The organism is Nocardia sp. CWNU-33, assembly GCF_046764895.1.
GTDB lineage: Bacteria > Actinomycetota > Actinomycetes > Mycobacteriales > Mycobacteriaceae > Nocardia.
In genome coordinates this window covers 1-16,347 of record NZ_JBKOQN010000067.1, presented here as the reverse complement: position 1 = coordinate 16,347, position 16,347 = coordinate 1, and the positions used below count along the sequence as shown (strand labels likewise).

Here is a 16,347-nt window from a genome sequence, read left to right as displayed (position 1 = left end):
CCTACCACCGCCGCCGACGGCAGACCGCTCTCGGTCGTTTGACGCCAATCGAATACGAGACGATCATGACCCCACCGGCCAGTCAGGCCGCGTGATCGAACCTGTCACCTGGTCGTGCAGCAGTCCCTCCAGTGACGCTGTCGAAATGGGTCCGTCAAGACGAGATTGACCGCGGACTGCGACCCGGTACCTCCTCTACCGAGTCGGTGCAGTTACTGGCGGCGCAGCGACGGATCTCCGAACTCGAAAGCGAGTTGGGCGATCATCCGCCAAGGATGCAAGCATCCGCGAACCTCGGCTCACCCACTACCGGATGATTCGGCCCACTGGCCAGCAGGTCGCAACACCAGACCTACCCGCGACCGGAGTCAGCGAACGAACGTTTGAAATCGGGGCATTCGACCAGCGGGTGATATGAGCAAGTCGCGGCGTGGCGGAGTCCGTTTCACATGCGACTGAGAACGGCGATGTCCTCATCGAGTTGACGAGCCTTCTCGGCCATCTGTGTGCGCAGTTCGGCATCGCTGGGTGTAGCCACCAAGAATCGCGCGATCTGCGCGATCGTGAACCCCGCAGCACGTGCGCACGTTACCAGCGATAGGCGTTCGAGCACATCGGGACTGAAGGTGCGGCGCAAGCCATTACGCCCTTGCGAGGCAATTAGGCCCCGCTTCTCGTAGAAGCGGAGCGCGGAGGGCGCCAACCCCGCCCGTTCCGCCACACCAATATCGAGCAACATTGTTCATGGACTCCTTGACTTGAACCGGACTTCAAGTTGGATCATAGGCGCATGACCGCTACAGAAGAAGACCCGATCTCCTTGCATCCCCAGGTCCAGGCCTACCTGGATCGGCTTGCCGGCTTCAATTTCGGCGAGCTGCACACCTTCACACCCGAGCAGGCTCGCGAAGGTCTGCGCAGGCAGATCCCCCTTTTAGGTGAGCCGGAGCCGGTTGCCCAGATCGATAACCGCACCATTCCTGGACCAATCGGTCCAATCCCGATCCGGATCTACACCCCGAGCGGTGACGCCCCTTTCCCCGTCTTGGTGTTCTTCCACGGTGGCGGCTTCATGCTGGGCAATCTCGACACCCACGACGGCCTGTCCCGCAGCCTGGCAAACGGAGCCGAATGCATCGTGGTGTCCGTCGACTACCCCTTGTCCCCGGAGCACAAGTTTCCGGCAGCGCCCGAGGCCTGCTTCGCCGCGACCAAGTGGGTTGCAGACAATGCCGCAAGCTTCGGCGGAGATGCTGACCGAATCGCGGTCGGCGGCGACAGCGCAGGTGGCAACCTGGCAACAGTCGTCGCGCAGATGGCACGCGACAACGGCGGGCCAGCTTTGACCTTCCAGCTCCTGATTTACCCCGACGTCGATTTCCGTAGAACGAATTTCACCATCCGCGAGTACGCCGGGAAGTACGGCAACGTCAGCCGGGACACTCAGCACTGGTTCATGGACAACTACCTCAACAACGAAGAAGAGAAGCTCGACCCGCGGGTCTCTCCCCTGCTTGCTCCCGACCTGTCCGGGCTGCCGGCAGCACTCATCGTCACCGCTCAAGCCGACGCGCTGCGGGACGAGGGCGAGCAGTACGGCCACAGGCTCGAAGAAGCCGGCGTGCCCGCGACCGTCAGCCGATACACCGGCATGATCCACGAGTTCGTCCGGCACCCCTTCGACGACAGCAAACAAGCCCGAATCGATGCTGCGGCAGCGCTCAAGAAGGCATTCACACAATGAAAGCCACCAGCTGACATCCGACGAACAACCGATACGGCTCCGGTCGCGCCAGACGGCCGGAGCCGTATCAACGCTAGACAGCTCGGGCTCTCTCCGCGGTGAACAACCCTGGCTTGACCGGTGGCGGCCACTCACATACTGCGGCCGAGCAATCCGCACGAACTGTCGCAGTAACGACCTCGATCATCACCCGAGCATGCTGCGCCTGGGTGTGTATCGGCTCCGGGTCCACATTCGCGAGCCCGTCCAGCGCACTGGCCGCTGACTAACCGATTGTGCCCGAGGCGGACGATAGGCAAGGCAGATCAGTTAGCAGACCCAGCAGACCTCGAAACCGCGTGGTACATCATTGGTGTGACTTTTCGGTTCGTTGCACGTACGGCAGGTGTGGACATCGACTGACTGGGCCCTGGTTGCGGTCTTCGAGCCGGTAGCTGTCGCCTCTGAGGGAGATGACTTCGGCGTGGTGGACCAGACGGTCGATCATGGCCGCGATCAGGCTCGCGCGTTCGCAGCGGGAGGAGAGCTTGAACACGAAGCGCCATGCGACCAGCCCGCCGATGACCCTGGCGTGTGCCCCAGGTCAGTGGGAGCCGATCCAGCTGGGCTGCACAACATTCATGTTCTTCTCGCCCAGGTGCCGTCGACACCGAGGCCGCACGTTCAGGCCAAGTAGCGCACCAGACTCTCCACTACGCATGCGGGCCGCTGCACACCTTCGAGGGAGATGACAACGGTGCGTTCGGCCTGAACACCACCGGCAATATCGGTTACCGAGGTGAGGATTACAGACCCGCGAAGCCGACCATCTACCGGTACCGGAGTGATGAATCGGACCTTACCGAGTCCGTAGTTGACAGCCATCCGGGCACAGCTCACTCGCATGACCTGCTGGGTCATGGGGGCGAGTAGAGCAAGAGTCAGGAACCCATGTGCAATGGCGCCACCGTACGGGCCATGCGTTGCGCGAGCCGGGTCCACATGAATCCACTGATGGTCCCCAGTCGCAGCGGCGAATCGGTCGATGCGCTCTTGGTCTACCGTGATCCAGTCGCTGACACCGATCTCTGTACCGACTGCGGAGCGTAAGTCATCGAATGTGGCGAATACCCTCATACGGACTGCGCCCGCCCGATCCTATGATGGGGGCTGATCTCCCGGTTGCCGGAGTCCGCTACCAGGTCTAGCAATACCAGATTCATATTCCATCCAAACTATCAATGCAAGCTGTTCAAGCAAATAATGAGTTGAATCTGTTCAATAGATCTAAGCATTCGATGACATGCTCAGCTCTCGTACGTGACGACCAAAATCAATCCAACACGTCAGGCTCCTGCTCGACGACGAGATCGCTGAGTACCTTGAAGCTGTGCTTCGCCATATTGGCGCTTCCGAATTGCCGGTGCGCAAGGCTGGCTTCTTCCGCCGTCATCACGCGCGGACTTCCAGCAGCATCGGCCAACAACTGCATTTGGCAGGCGCGGTCCATCGCGATGAACCACCATGCCGCTTCTTCCACTGTGCGCCCTACCGTAAGCAGGCCGTGGTGTCGCAGTATCGCGGCACGGCGATCACTCAGCTTCTCCGCGATCCGCTGTGCCTCCTCCTTCTCCAGCACCAAGCCCTTGTACTCATCGAAAAGAACGTGGTCGCCATAGAAGGCACATGATTCCTGGACGATCGGGTCCAGCAGCTTGTCCAGCGCTGCGAACGCACGCCCGTGAATCGTGTGAGCGTGGATGACCGCCACAACATCAGGGCGAGCCCGGTGGATCGATGAGTGGATCCAGAAAGCCGCTTTATTGGTTCGCCGTCCGCCTTCGACCACATGACCTTTTTCGTCGAGGAGCAGAAGATCACTGGCTCGCATACGTGAGAAGTGCAACCCGTATGGATTTACCCAGAAGCGGTCGGGGAACTCGGGATCCCTTATCGTTGCGTGCCCTGCTATCCCCTCGTCGAATCCGTAGCGAGCGAAGATACGAAAGGCAACGGCGAGTTGCTGCTTGCGATGCAGACGCAAGGCAGCGACAGACTCGCTCGATTCATTCAATGCGGGAAGGTCCAGCAGTTGGACATCGTCCCCTTCGACGTCGGCGACAGTCATCTCACTCATCCTCCTGATCGGGCTGATACCCCCAGCCTATCACCTGCGTGGCAAGATAAATTGCCTTTGAGGCAAGTTAACCGGCAAGTTACAGACTCCCCCTGCTACATCGCCCACGATCTCCCCTCACCACCTGAGAGACACGACAGTTTGCCTATCAGGTCGGTAGTGTGTGGGGCATGGAAAATAGCGCCGACATCGACAGCTGGGTTAGCCGCCGTCTGGCTAAATTTCGGAGCGACCGCCATATCACGCTCGCTCAGCTCGCTGATCAAACCGGCATTTCCGCGGCACACCTGTCCCGCTTGGAGGGCGGAACGCGGCAGCCCTCCATCGCCAGTTTGCTTCAAATTGCCCAGGCGTACGGGGTTTCTCTGAGCCACCTTGTCGAAGGGCCTGACGACAAGGAGTATCACCTGGTCCGGGCCGGGGCTGCGATGGAACATCAAGGGGAGGAAGGACTCTACGCGGTACTCAGCGGTCCCGATGCCGCCATCGCGGTCGTCCAGTTCGAGCTTCCAGGCGGCAATCGGACGACGCCCGCGACACATAGCGGCGAGGAATGGCTCCACATCGTGACGGGCGAGATTCAACTCGACCTGGCCGACAAGGCTATCGCTTTGCAGGTCGGCGACTCCATACATTTCGACTCGGCTCGTACCCATAAACTGATCAATACCGGCCGCAGAAGCGCCACCGTGCTGATCGCGTCGACAGCGGCAGCGGTGCCTGTACACCACCCTGTCCCTGCGCACCGTCCGAGCAGTTAGCAACGCCGAAGGGACCTGGCAAGGAGACCCGCCGCCCATGCTCGCTCGTCGATCAATACTGGCCGAGCACAAGGTTCTTGGGCCTCGCCCCTGCCACGTATCGAGTGATCTCCTCGGCCGCGATCGCGTAGGCGCGATCGAAGTTGCCTCGGCTGCTGCCTCCGATGTGCGGGGTCAGTAGCAGACCTGGCGCCATCCAGAGCGGGTGATCCGATGGCAATGGTTCTGGATCGGTCACGTCCAGCGCGGCGCGCAACCGGCCAGAGCTCAGCTCGGCCAGCAACGCTTCGGTATCGACCACAGGCCCTCGTGCAGCGTTCACCAGAACCGCGCCGTCGGTCATCCGGGCGAGAAACTTCGCATCCACCATGCCCACGGTTTCTGCGGTTACGGGCACCATCAAAACCACGACGTCGCATCCGCCGAGTAACTCAGGCAACTCGGCTACACCACGCACGTGGCCCCGGGCGACTGTGCCGACAAGTGTGACTGTGGTGTCGAACACCTCCAGCCGTTGCTGCAGAGTTCTCCCCAGGTCACCTGCACCTATGACGAGAACCCGCTTTCCTCGCAGACCGTCCGTCCGGTGATGCGCCCAGCGGCGATCGCGTTGCGCATCGACAAAATCCGTCAAGTCCCAATAGATCGTCAGCAGTACGCCCAAGACCCACTCAGCAACGCTGCCGCCGTGCGCTCCTCTGCCGTTGGACAACATCACGCCGTCCGGCAGCCGACCGATCCAATCCTCGGCACCGGCAGTAAGTAGTTGCACCAGTCGCAGATTCGGTAAGTCATGCATCAAATCGATCATCTCGGCAGTGCGAGCCAGGAACCGCGGCACGAGCACCTCAGCGTCGCCAGCGCCGTCCGGCAGCGGTTCCCCGGGGTCGAAACGCAGCGCCCGCACTCCGGCGAGCTGCGAGAGTACGCGCCGCCCGTTCTCATCTGGAACCAGAACAGTCACCGACATGATCTACAGCACCTTTCCTTACCGCGCAGACCTTCTACGCCTGGCAGCATCGTTCAATTTGCACCAACAGCGTTGACGCCGAATATCACTGCTGGACTTCGCTGATGGCACCCAGGGCTACCCGGGCTATTTCCAGCCGCCGCGGCCGCCTGCCAATCCAGGTCGTCCAGACCGGTCACGCCCTACTTTGTCGCGCCAACGACCTGGCGAATGATCTCTGCGACAGCCAACGGGTGGGTGACCTGTGGGACGTGGGCACCAGGGAGGGTCACGAGATCCTTTTCGAGTACTTCTGCAAGTCGCCGGGCGCCAACCACAAGGAATTCCGACGATTCGGTTCCGTGTGCAATGGTCAGGGGGACGGTCGGCTCGACGATATCCACGTTCAGCGTCGCCAAGCCCCGGAGGTCGATTCCCAAGAGAGTTTCAGCATTACCCAGCATGCGTTCGACCTGTGCGTCAGAGAGCTTGCTGTAGCCCTCCTCCCCATTCAGCAGCCGCAGCACTGCGTGCGCAGCACCGCGTAAGTCTCCATCAGCGACGTAGGGTCCCGCCGCCTCGCGCAATGGGGCGTTTGCCTGGGTCGGGTCCGGGAGCAGCGACGCCAGGAACGGTTCGTGAAGGATCGCGAGCCGGACCAGCTCGGGACGGCGCAGCACCAAAGTCAATCCGATGGCACCCCCCAGGCTGTTGGCGTACACCACCACCGGCCCGAGCCCCAACGACTCGATCAAGCCCGCGGCATCTGCCGCCTGCTCATCCATAGAAGTCGTCGTCCATCCTTCCGGGCGAGGACTCCGCGAATGGCCGCGGCGGTCATAGCTGATGACCGTGTGACTATCGGCGAGCATGGTGGCGACGGTCTCCCATGCACCCCCATCTCCGAATCCACCGGAGATGCAGAGAACGGGCGGTCCCTCACCACGCAGCTCGTAGTAGATCTCGGCGCCGTTGACGGACGCCATGCCAGTCGAGGTAGCTACGTTGTTCATGACGACTTCTCTCTATCTAGTCTTTTCAGAGCCCTGCGGCCTGAAGACGCTGAAGTTCCCAGGGATCATGAGCGGAAATGAGAGTGACGTCGTCACTGTGGTCGCGAACCAGCTCGCGCAGCCGCGCTTGCGTGCCCAGCCGAAGGTCGTGATGGACCTCGGCGGTGGTCTGTATACGGTTGAGCACCGGGTGCGGATGGGGGTCCGCTTGCAATTCGCGGTGGTAGTAGTACGCGTCACCGCAGTGCAGGATCCAGTTTTCACCTGTGCGAACGGCAATACCGGCGTGACCGGCGGTATGGCCTCCGAGCGGAACCATCAGAATTTCGCTGGAGAGCCCCTGCGCCTGCTGAGCAGTGAAGCCGAACCACTCGTCATTCGATTCTGGAGCATAGGAAACCCAATTCGGTCCGTGCGTCCAATGTCCAGGCCGATACCGAAAGCTCGGTGCTTCCGCGAAGGCTGCCTCTATCTCGGCTTTCAGGACATGAACCTGTGCGTCGGGAAAGTCGGGCAGACCGCCGCAGTGGTCGATGTCGAGGTGAGTGAGAAAGATATGTCGCACGTCCTTGGCAGAGAAACCCAGCTTTTCGACTTGCCTGATGGCAGTCTCTTCTTCGGACAACACCGGCTCGGCCACCGTCACCCACGCCGTTCCCAGCACTGTGTGTGGGTTGCGGATGTCCTCGAGTCCAAGTCCGGTCTCGACTAGCACCAGACCATCCGAGTCCGTCTCGACGAGAAGGCAGTGGTTCACCGCATGAGCGGTCTCCAGGCCTTCGTACGTGGGCTCAATCATGCGCACAGAGCCACAATTGAGGTGATGAATCTTCATCTCACTCCTTTCCGTCGACAGCTCGAGCCGCGACTTCCGCAATCTCAGTACTGACTGTCAGCACCCAGGAGACGTCGTGCTTGACCCGCGCAATGAGCAGCGCGCCCTGTAACGACGAGAGAATCAGGGCCGCAAGCCGATCGGCCGCTGAGCTCGAAACCGACTGTGAGCGCAAATAGCCGGCGAGGCCGTCCAACCAACGGGTATAGACGCTGTCGCAGGCGGTCCGGATTTGCGCACTGTCAGAGGCAGCCTCCAACGCCACAGTCGCAACCGGACAGCCTTCGTGAAACCCGGAGTCCTCGAGATTGCGGGCAAGCAAATCACACATCTGGATGATCGCCGTCCGCACGTCAGGAGCGCTCGCCAGCACGGCGCGCAGGTCCTCACCCAACCGGTCGCCGGCCAACGACACCGCTTCGGATGCCAGTTGCTCCTTACCTCCGGGGAAGTGGAAGTAGAGCGAGCCCTTGGGGGCACCACTCTGCGCAAGCACCTGGTTCAGCCCGGTCGCGTTGTAACCCTGCCGCTGGAACAAGCCGGCGGCCATGTCCAGGACCCGCTGCCTAGTGTCTTTCGCCATGCGCCGATCCTAACTAGACCAGTTGACATAATCAATAGACCGGTCTCTCTATTGCGCTCGCAACGCCCATATTCATCCCGCTGTCACCAGGTCCAACGACGTCAGAAATGCACCGATCGATGCAAGAGACAGAGCCCACCCCTCCCATCCGGAGTTGGTACCACCGGTGCGGCCGTCATGCCGCCCGTCCGAGCTCGGTGCGCAACCGCGCCAAAACAAGACAGCCCCGAGGTCACCCGCGAACCACCGTGCCGGTTGGTCGGTATCACGACGTGCAGGTGGCCCCGGTCTCACGCGCACCGAATTACGTACCTTCTGATCCGTGCCGCGCTCGAATCAACAGCGAGCCGTCGCAGGCGTTGGACGCGGGCCGCTCAGGCTGACAAACGGGCATCACTGGGCTAACCAGCGCGATCACAAAATGCGAGTCGTCCTGCAACGGTCGACCGCCTGGTTCTACTATTTGCCTTCGGCAACCTTCGCTCGACGCCGCGCTCGTTGCTTCCTGATCGCCGTGAACCGGTTCTCGAGCCCGTCGACAAAGGCGGTCAGCGCCAAGTCGAAACTCTCCGCGTCGATTTCATCGGCTTTGGCTCGCAGCAGGTGCGCTTGCTCCAGGTGTGGGTAGCGGTCCCGATACACCTGCACATCATCGACGAAACCGCGAGAGAACGAGCCGATCGTCGAGCCCATCACTACATACCTGGTGGCAGCTCCGATCATGGTCGCCTGCCGCGGCGGCCATCCAGCTCGCACCAGGCCGCCGTGCACTGCGTCGGCAGCACGCAGGTTCTCCTCGCGCCGACCCGGACCGGAGGCCAGGTAAGGGACGAAGTTCGGATGCGCGACCAACGCCGCCCGGTACGAACGCGCCCACGACTCCAGCGCCGCCCGCCAGTCGTCGCCCTCGAACGCCGAGGTATCGACGCGGCTCATGATGCCACGAGCGACATCATCGAGCAGATCGTCTTTGGTCGGATAGTGGCCGTAGAGCGAAGCCGCTTGCACTCCCAACTCGGCCGCCAGCTTGCGCATCGACAGTTCGGGTAAACCGTCGCGGTCGATCATCTCCAGCGCCGTCGCTCGGATCCGTTCCCTACTCAGCAGCGGCACTCGGGGCCTGGCCATCGCACACCTCCACCCTCGACCGCCGACATCCAACAGAACCTATCACCCAATCTTGAAAACCAAACGCCGTTAGGATAACTTGACGACATAAACCTAACACTGTTTGGTTCAGGAGTGGAGCGATGGATCTCGAACTGGGCGATACGCACAGCGAGCTGCGCAAGCTAGCCAGGTCGTGGGTAGACAAGGAAGTCGTCCCCCACGCCACGGAATGGGACCGAGCCGAGGCGGTCGACCCCGCCATCGTCGGCAGGCTCGGCGCCATGGGATTCCTCGGCATCGGAGTCTCCGAGGAGTTCGGCGGATCCGACGGTGACGCGCTGGCGTACTGCGTGCTGCTGGAAGAGCTGGGACGCGGCGACTCCGCCGTACGCGGCATCGTGTCGGTGTCGCTCGGCCTGGTCGCCAAGTCCATCGCGACGTACGGCACCAGGGAGCAAAAGCAGCGCTTCCTGCCGCGGCTCTGCGCCGGCGAAGCATTGGGTTGCTTCGCCCTGACCGAGCCTGGTACGGGCTCCGATGCCGCGAACCTGACCACCAAAGCCGTGCGCGACGGCAACGACTGGGTGCTGTCGGGCTCGAAGATGTTCATCACCAACGGAACTCGCGCCGACGTAGCACTGGTCTTCGGACGCACCGGCGGACCAGGACCCAAGGGCGTCACAGCCTTCCTGGTGCCCACCGACTCCCCCGGGTTCACCGGCACTGAAATCAAGGGCAAACTCGGACTGCGCGGACAAGCAACCGCCGAGCTGACCTTCGACCAAGTCCGGGTGCCGGATTCGCTGAGACTCGGAGACGAAGGCACCGGATTCAAGATCGCGATGGCGGCGCTGGACAAAGGCCGGATGGGCGTCGCGGCCGGATGCGTCGGCCTCGCCCAGGCCTGCCTCGAAGCTGCGGTCCGTTACGCCAGCGAGCGCGAGCAGTTCGGCAAGCCGATCGCCTCGTATCAGCTCGTACAAGAACTGCTCGCGGATATCGCCGTCGAAGTCGACGCCGCGCGGCTGCTGACCTGGCGGGTCGCCGACCTCGTCGACCGCGGCAAACCCTTCGGCACCGAGGCCTCAATGGCCAAACTGTTCGCCAGCGAGGTCGCGGTCAAGGCGGCCAACAACGCCATCCAAGTCTTCGGCGGCTACGGCTACATCGACGAATACCCCGTGTCGAAGTACCTGCGGGATGCCCGCGTCCTCACGCTTTATGAAGGCACCAGCCAAATCCAGAAACTACTCATCGGCCGCGCACTGACCAGCGTGAATGCCATTGTCTGACAAGGAGAATTGAATGAGTGCCCAGCTAAGGACCGCATTGGTCACCGGCTCGGCGCGCGGTATCGGCGCCGCCACCGCTGCACGATTGGCCGCCGACGGCGCCGCCGTTGCCGTCGTCGACCTCGACGAAACCGCCTGCCGAGCAACAGCTGACGCGATCACTGCCGCAGGCGGGAGGGCGGTCGGAATCGCATGCGACGTCACCGATGAGGAACAGGTCGAGGCCGCAGTCGAACGGGCGGTGACCGAATTCGGCTCGCTGGACATCCTCGTGAACAACGCCGGCGTACTGCGCGACAATCTGCTGTTCAAAATGTCGGTCGACGAGTGGGACACGGTCATGTCGGTCCATCTGCGCGGCGCCTTTCTGTGTAGCCGCGCTGCACAGAAGCTGATGGTCGCCCAGCGCTACGGCAAGATCGTCAACACATCGAGTGTGTCCGCCCTTGGCAACCGCGGACAAGCCAACTACGCCGCCGCCAAAGCTGGCATCCAAGGGTTGACCCGCACTCTCGCCATGGAACTCGGGCCGTACGGCATCAATGTCAACGCCGTCGCTCCCGGATTCATCGCCACCGACATGACGGGGCACACCGCCGCCCGCATCGGAGTCACCGCCGAGGAACTGCAGGCCAAGACCGCGGAAATCACGCCGTTGCGCCGGGTCGGGCAGCCGTCGGACATAGCGAGTGTCGTCGCGTTCCTTGCCTCCGATAATGCCGCATTCGTCACCGGCCAGACCATCTACGTCGACGGCGGCCGCCGTCTCTAATCTGCACGACCAGGAGATATCAATGCGCAGAACAGTTTTCGATGTCGATCACGAGGCGTTCCGGGAGACCATCCGGGCGTTCGTCGAATCCGAGGTCGTACCGGTGTACGACAAGTGGTACGAGGACGGAATCGTGCCTCGTGACTTCTACCACAAGCTCGGCGAACTCGGCGTCTTCGGTATCGAGGTACCGAGCGAGTACGGCGGTGCGGACATCGAGTCGTTCAAATTCCAGGCCGTCATCACCGAGGAGCTCGCACGCGCAGCCGTGTCCTTCGGCGGCAGCGGAGTGCACGTTGCGCTGTGCCTTCCGTATCTGAAGACGCTGGCGACCGAGGAACAGAAACAACGCTGGTTGCCCGGATTCGTAGCCGGGGAAACCATGTTCGCCATTGCGATGACCGAACCCGGCACTGGTTCCGATCTCGCTGGAATGCGAACGACAGCGAAACTCGCCGACGACGGCACGCACTACGTGCTGAACGGCGCCAAGACCTTCATCACCGGCGGTGTGCACGCCGACCGCGTGATCGTGTGCGCTCGCACCGCTCCCCCACGCGACGATGACCGCCGCTCGGGCATCTCGCTTCTCGTGGTGGACACCACGTCACCCGGCTACAGCGTCGGGCGCAAGCTGGACAAGCTCGGTCTCAAGGTCTCCGACACCGCCGAGCTGACCTTTACCGATGTGAAGGTGCCCGTCGAGGATCTGCTGGGGGAAGAAAACAAGGGATTCTCCTACCTCGGCCAGAATCTTCCGCAGGAGCGGCTCAGCATCGCGGTAGGCGCCTACGCCCAGGCGAAGGCCGCGGTCGGCTTCGCCCAGCAATACACACAGGACCGCGCGGTCTTCGGCAAGACGGTCGCCAGTTTCCAAAACACGAAGTTCGAACTTGCGGCCTGCCAGGCCGAGGTCGACGCCGCCGAGGCAGTAGTCGATCGGGCATTGGAAGCCCATGACCTGGGCGAGCTTTCAGCTGCCGATGCTGCCTCGGCAAAACTGTTCTGCACCGAGGTCGCATCCCGCGTGATCGACCGATGCCTGCAGCTGCACGGTGGTTACGGCTATATCAACGAGTACCCGGTGGCCCGGCTCTATGCCGACAACCGCGTCAACCGTATCTATGGCGGCACCTCCGAGGTGATGAAGATGATCATCGCCAAGAACATGGGGCTGTAGATAACGATGAACACCGCCTATCTCGTTGCGGGAGTGCGCACCCCATTCGGCCGATACGGTGGCGCGCTGGCCTCGGTCCGGCCCGACGACCTGGCCGCTCATGTCATCGGCGAACTGACGCAACGTCTTCCGACGGTGGACTGGGCCGCAACCGATGATGTGATTCTCGGCTGCGCGAACCAGGCCGGCGAAGATAATCGCAATATCGCCCGCATGGCGGCACTGCTCGCGGGCCTGCCAGTCGAGATCCCGGGCAGCACCGTTAATCGGCTGTGTGGGTCCGGTCTCGACGCCGTCGCAGGTGCTGCCAGAGCCGTCCGGGCAGGCGATGCGGACCTGATCATTGCCGGCGGGGTGGAGAGCATGACCCGCGCGCCATTCGTCATGCCGAAACCCGAGACTTCGTGGTCGCGTTCGAACGAAGTCTTCGACACTACACTCGGCTGGCGGCTCATAAACCCGCGGCTGCAGGAGCGCTACGGCACAGACTCCATGCCACAGACCGCGCAGAACGTGGCAGCAGAGTACGACATCAATCGTGTTGACCAGGACGCGTTCGCTCTTCGCTCCCAGGAGCGGGCAGCCGCGGCACAGCGCGGCGGCCGGTTGGCCCGCGAAATCGCGCCGATCACCGTCGCGCAACGTAGAGGTGACCCGATTGTCGCCGATACCGACGAACATCCACGGTCGACTTCCCTTGCCGCCCTGGCGAAGCTGCCGTCGGTGGTCACCGGCGGCAACATCACCGCAGGCAACTCCTCCGGTCTCAACGACGGCGCGGCCGCGGTGCTGATCGCCTCCGAGCGGGCGGTCGAACGGTACGGGCTGTCGCCGCTGGCCCGCGTCGATGCCGCGGTGTCGATCGGCGTGCCCCCACGTGTCATGGGGATCGGCCCGTTCCCGGCAACCGAAAAGCTGCTCATGCGAACAAAACTCGGCATCGGCGATATCGATTTGCTCGAGGTCAACGAAGCCTTCGCGGCACAGTCGTTAGCGACGCTCCGGCAACTTGGTTTGCCTGACGACGCCGAGCACGTCAACCCCAACGGTGGCGCGATCGCCCTCGGCCACCCCCTCGGAGCCAGCGGCGCCCGGCTCGCCTTGACCGCGGCGCTCGAACTAGCCGACCGCGACGGCCGGCGCGCGATCGCGACCATGTGCATCGGCGTCGGCCAAGGCATCGCGGTATTGATAGAACGATAGGAATTCTCATGAATGCGACCCTGTCACTGGCGAGCATCCTTGCCGAGCAGGCTCGGCGGCGCCCTCACCACGTAGCGCTCATCGAGGGCGCGCGCCGTATCACTTTTGTGGAGTTGTGGGAGCAGGCACGTGCACAAGCCAACGCACTGATTGCGCTGGGAGTGCGGCCGGGCGACCGGGTCGGACTGATGGGACCGAACACTGCAGACTTTCCGCGCGCCTACTATGCAATCCTGGCCGCTGGAGCCGTTGTCGTCGCGGTGCACCCGCTGCTCACCGCAGAGGAAGCCGAATACGTGTTGCGCGACAGCGGAACACGGCTTTTGCTGTGTCATGAGCAGTTCGCGTCGGTGGGCCTGGAGGCGGCGCAACGGGCAGGAATCGACTGCCTCGACCCGAAGTCTCTTGCCGCCCAGCCGATTGCGGCGTTCATCTCACGCCATCCGATGGACACTGCCGTGGTGTTCTACACCAGCGGGACCACAGGCCGACCGAAGGGCGCTGAGCTCAGCCACCTGAATATGGTGATGTGTGCAACCGTCAACGCATTCGACGCCAATGAAGTACGCCGCGACGACGTAGCGCTGGGCGCGCTGCCACTCTTCCACGTCTTCGGGCAGACAGTCTCGATGAATTCGACCTGGCGGGCGGGCGCCACGCTCGTGCTGCAACCCAGATTCATTGCTGCTGAAGCGATTTCACTGATGATCGCCGAGGGCGTCAACACATTCCACGGCGTACCCACCATGTACGTCGGACTGATCGAGGCAGCTCGGGAAGCACCGGCCCTTCCCAAGCTGCGGCTGTGTATCTCGGGCGGAGCGTCACTGCCACAGACCGTCCTGGACGCATTCGAGAACACCTTCGACGCCAGCGTGCTGGAAGGCTACGGGTTGTCGGAAACCTCCCCGACAGCCACGGTGAATCAGCCGCAACTCACACCGAAGGCCGGAACCGTCGGACATCCGGTCTGGGGCGTCGACGTGGAGATCGCCGACCCCGACGTACGCGACCGGATCGAGTTGCTACCCACCGGCACGATAGGCGAGGTAGTCATTCGCGGACACAACCTGTTCAACGGCTACATAGGAAGACCGGACGCCACTGCGGAAGTCATGGTGGACGGTTGGTTCCGCAGCGGCGATCTCGGCCGCAAGGACACCTACGGCTACCTCACGATCGTCGACCGCATCAAGGAGATGATCATCCGGGGCGGATTCAACGTGTACCCGACCGAGATCGAGGACGTGCTGCTTCGTCATCCCTACGTTGCGGCAGCTGCGGTCATCGGTGTCCCAGACGCCACCTACGGCGAAGAGATCTGTGCCGTCATCATCAGATCCGGACCCGTCACTGATGAGGAGATCATCGCCTATGGTCGCGAGCATCTGGCCAAGTACAAGTACCCGCGCCGAGTCGAATTCGTACCCGAACTTCCCATCGGGCCCACCCACAAGGTCCTCAAACGAGAACTGAGGAAACAGTTCTCATAGGACAGAGCGCTTCAACGCCGGCCCTGGCGCTGCAGTATCTCCGCGGTCGGCGGCGGCACACCCACGCCACCGCAGGCCTGGTCGGCTGATCACTCGGGTCGGCGAGCATCACTCTGCGGTCGACCGGCTCAAAACTGACGCAGCTCGGACAACCGCAGCATGGTCGTAACATACGCACATTCTGCTGGTTGCCCGATCTACAGACGTCGACGTTGGGATATTCGTCGTTCACGGTGGGGGTTGGGCCGTCTCGACGCTTCTGCCCTGACTCTGCCGATCTGGTGTTTCGGTACGAGTTTGATGATGTCCCTGCGCGAGGTGATCATCAGCTTCTCGAAAACTGCGGCGATCTGCGCGTCGATCCTCCTGGAGGAGTTTCCCGACGAGATGCTATCGCGGTGTTTGTCCACCCCGCGGCGGCCAAGGTCGCGACCTCTTGCTCGGCCGCCGACAATTCGTCCCAGTGTGACGGGATGGCGGTGCGGGCCGGGTGGTCAACCGCCATCTTCCGGAGCGACAACGTACCTAGTGCCAGCCGCTGCACCTCGTTCGATTCGGGACGCAACAATAGGCCCTGTCTTTCGGCCAGGGAGTACGCTTCGGGGCCCAGCACATCGCGCGCCACGTCGATCGCCCTGGCCGTTTCATCGCCGAAGGGCCCCATGTTCCTGATCTCGGCACCCATGCTCATGCGCAGGGTCTTGGCGCCTCCGGTCAGGTGAGCGGTTTCCTCGGCGAGTGCCTTCAGCCGGGCACGGTCGGTGCATCCGGCTGCGATCAGGTCGGTGATGAGTTGTGCCAGTGACCAACTCCGAAAGTGCACCGCCAACACCGAACCCCACAGGTTGCCTGCTTTCAGCTGGTGCGTTAACGCGGTCCGCTCGACGGTCAAGGCTTGGGTGGGATCGCCGTGCTTGGTCAGCGCGAGCGCCCACGCCAACTCGGCCCAGGATTTCGTCCCGGGTGCTCCGGACGCGGTGGCGCGATCGAGATGACGTCGCGCTATATCCAGCGCCTGCTGTTTCGGCCCGAGCAAAGCTGCGGCAAACGACTCCCACTGCGCGCTCATCGCCGCACCGCCGCGAGCGCCGCGTTCGCGCCACCGAACAACCTACGCCGTCACGACGCCATCCGGGTGCGGCGGTGGGCGGCGATGACGCGCGCCAGTTCAAGGTCGTCGTCAAGATGACGTGAGGGCATGCCCTCGCGCGGACGACTGGTGAAGACATCCTCGGGCAACGCGAAGGCCCAGGCGTACCCCGAAGCCGTCGCCCAGGCCCGCACGGACTTCGCCGC

The 16,347-nt window shown here is 62.7% G+C and carries 16 protein-coding genes and 1 pseudogene; 7 read left to right on the top strand and 10 right to left on the bottom strand.

Annotated features, from left to right (window positions below):
* Positions 1–445: 445 nt before the first annotated feature.
* The gene (locus tag ACLMAL_RS38530) at positions 446–739 is read right to left on the bottom strand and encodes a MerR family transcriptional regulator (protein ID WP_412003580.1); all 294 of its coding nucleotides are present in this window, start codon (positions 737–739) and stop codon (positions 446–448) included.
* Positions 740–790: 51 nt separating this feature from the next.
* Here ACLMAL_RS38530 and ACLMAL_RS38525 point away from each other — a divergent pair, with 51 nt between their 5' ends.
* The gene (locus tag ACLMAL_RS38525) at positions 791–1,744 is read left to right on the top strand and encodes an alpha/beta hydrolase (protein ID WP_412003579.1); all 954 of its coding nucleotides are present in this window, start codon (positions 791–793) and stop codon (positions 1,742–1,744) included.
* Positions 1,745–2,090: 346 nt separating this feature from the next.
* Here the strand turns inward: ACLMAL_RS38525 and ACLMAL_RS38520 are convergent.
* The 3 genes and pseudogenes from ACLMAL_RS38520 to ACLMAL_RS38510 all read right to left on the bottom strand — a co-directional run.
* Positions 2,091–2,270, bottom strand: a pseudogene (locus ACLMAL_RS38520) (ATP-binding protein); the annotation flags it as partial.
* 137 nt (positions 2,271–2,407) lie between these two features.
* Entirely contained in the window at positions 2,408–2,860 is a 453-nt protein-coding gene (locus ACLMAL_RS38515) for a MaoC family dehydratase (protein ID WP_412003578.1), read from the bottom strand.
* A gap of 196 nt (positions 2,861–3,056) precedes the next feature.
* Positions 3,057–3,851: a class II aldolase/adducin family protein gene (locus ACLMAL_RS38510; protein ID WP_412003577.1), complete on the bottom strand. Its 795-nt coding sequence runs from the start codon at positions 3,849–3,851 to the stop codon at positions 3,057–3,059.
* A gap of 179 nt (positions 3,852–4,030) precedes the next feature.
* Here ACLMAL_RS38510 and ACLMAL_RS38505 point away from each other — a divergent pair, with 179 nt between their 5' ends.
* Complete coding sequence (locus ACLMAL_RS38505) at positions 4,031–4,621, top strand: helix-turn-helix domain-containing protein (protein ID WP_412003576.1); 591 nt, start codon at positions 4,031–4,033, stop codon at positions 4,619–4,621.
* Positions 4,622–4,673: 52 nt separating this feature from the next.
* Here the strand turns inward: ACLMAL_RS38505 and ACLMAL_RS38500 are convergent, their stop codons facing one another.
* The 5 genes from ACLMAL_RS38500 to ACLMAL_RS38480 form a co-directional block, all read right to left on the bottom strand.
* Positions 4,674–5,432 (bottom strand): 2-hydroxyacid dehydrogenase, encoded by a 759-nt coding sequence (locus ACLMAL_RS38500; protein WP_412003575.1) that lies wholly within the window; start codon positions 5,430–5,432, stop codon positions 4,674–4,676.
* 341 nt (positions 5,433–5,773) lie between these two features.
* Entirely contained in the window at positions 5,774–6,583 is an 810-nt protein-coding gene (locus ACLMAL_RS38495; protein WP_412003574.1) for an alpha/beta fold hydrolase, read from the bottom strand.
* Positions 6,584–6,608: 25 nt separating this feature from the next.
* Positions 6,609–7,418: an MBL fold metallo-hydrolase gene (locus ACLMAL_RS38490; protein ID WP_412003573.1), complete on the bottom strand. Its 810-nt coding sequence runs from the start codon at positions 7,416–7,418 to the stop codon at positions 6,609–6,611.
* A gap of 1 nt (position 7,419) precedes the next feature.
* Positions 7,420–8,001 (bottom strand): TetR family transcriptional regulator, encoded by a 582-nt coding sequence (locus ACLMAL_RS38485; RefSeq protein WP_412003572.1) that lies wholly within the window; start codon positions 7,999–8,001, stop codon positions 7,420–7,422.
* A gap of 459 nt (positions 8,002–8,460) precedes the next feature.
* Positions 8,461–9,129, bottom strand: a complete 669-nt coding sequence (locus ACLMAL_RS38480; protein WP_412003571.1) for a TetR/AcrR family transcriptional regulator — start codon at positions 9,127–9,129, stop codon at positions 8,461–8,463.
* A gap of 122 nt (positions 9,130–9,251) precedes the next feature.
* Here ACLMAL_RS38480 and ACLMAL_RS38475 point away from each other — a divergent pair, with 122 nt between their 5' ends.
* Genes ACLMAL_RS38475 through ACLMAL_RS38455 form a run of 5 tightly spaced genes read left to right on the top strand, consistent with a single transcriptional unit; the run spans position 9,252 to position 15,051 of the window.
* The gene (locus ACLMAL_RS38475) at positions 9,252–10,403 is read left to right on the top strand and encodes an acyl-CoA dehydrogenase family protein (RefSeq protein WP_412003570.1); all 1,152 of its coding nucleotides are present in this window, start codon (positions 9,252–9,254) and stop codon (positions 10,401–10,403) included.
* Between the two features lie 13 nt (positions 10,404–10,416).
* Positions 10,417–11,175, top strand: a complete 759-nt coding sequence (gene fabG, locus ACLMAL_RS38470) for a 3-oxoacyl-ACP reductase FabG (RefSeq protein WP_328403346.1) — start codon at positions 10,417–10,419, stop codon at positions 11,173–11,175.
* A 22-nt stretch (positions 11,176–11,197) separates the two neighbouring features.
* Positions 11,198–12,355: an acyl-CoA dehydrogenase family protein gene (locus ACLMAL_RS38465; protein ID WP_328403348.1), complete on the top strand. Its 1,158-nt coding sequence runs from the start codon at positions 11,198–11,200 to the stop codon at positions 12,353–12,355.
* Positions 12,356–12,361: 6 nt separating this feature from the next.
* The gene (gene pcaF / locus ACLMAL_RS38460; RefSeq protein ID WP_412003569.1) at positions 12,362–13,558 is read left to right on the top strand and encodes a 3-oxoadipyl-CoA thiolase; all 1,197 of its coding nucleotides are present in this window, start codon (positions 12,362–12,364) and stop codon (positions 13,556–13,558) included.
* Positions 13,559–13,566: 8 nt separating this feature from the next.
* Positions 13,567–15,051, top strand: coding sequence for a long-chain-fatty-acid--CoA ligase (locus ACLMAL_RS38455; protein ID WP_412003568.1), 1,485 nt, complete (start codon positions 13,567–13,569; stop codon positions 15,049–15,051).
* A 325-nt stretch (positions 15,052–15,376) separates the two neighbouring features.
* On the opposite strand, the gene ACLMAL_RS38450 is transcribed toward ACLMAL_RS38455, so the two are convergent.
* The gene (locus ACLMAL_RS38450) at positions 15,377–16,120 is read right to left on the bottom strand and encodes a hypothetical protein (RefSeq protein WP_412003567.1); all 744 of its coding nucleotides are present in this window, start codon (positions 16,118–16,120) and stop codon (positions 15,377–15,379) included.
* Positions 16,121–16,347: the final 227 nt, after the last annotated feature.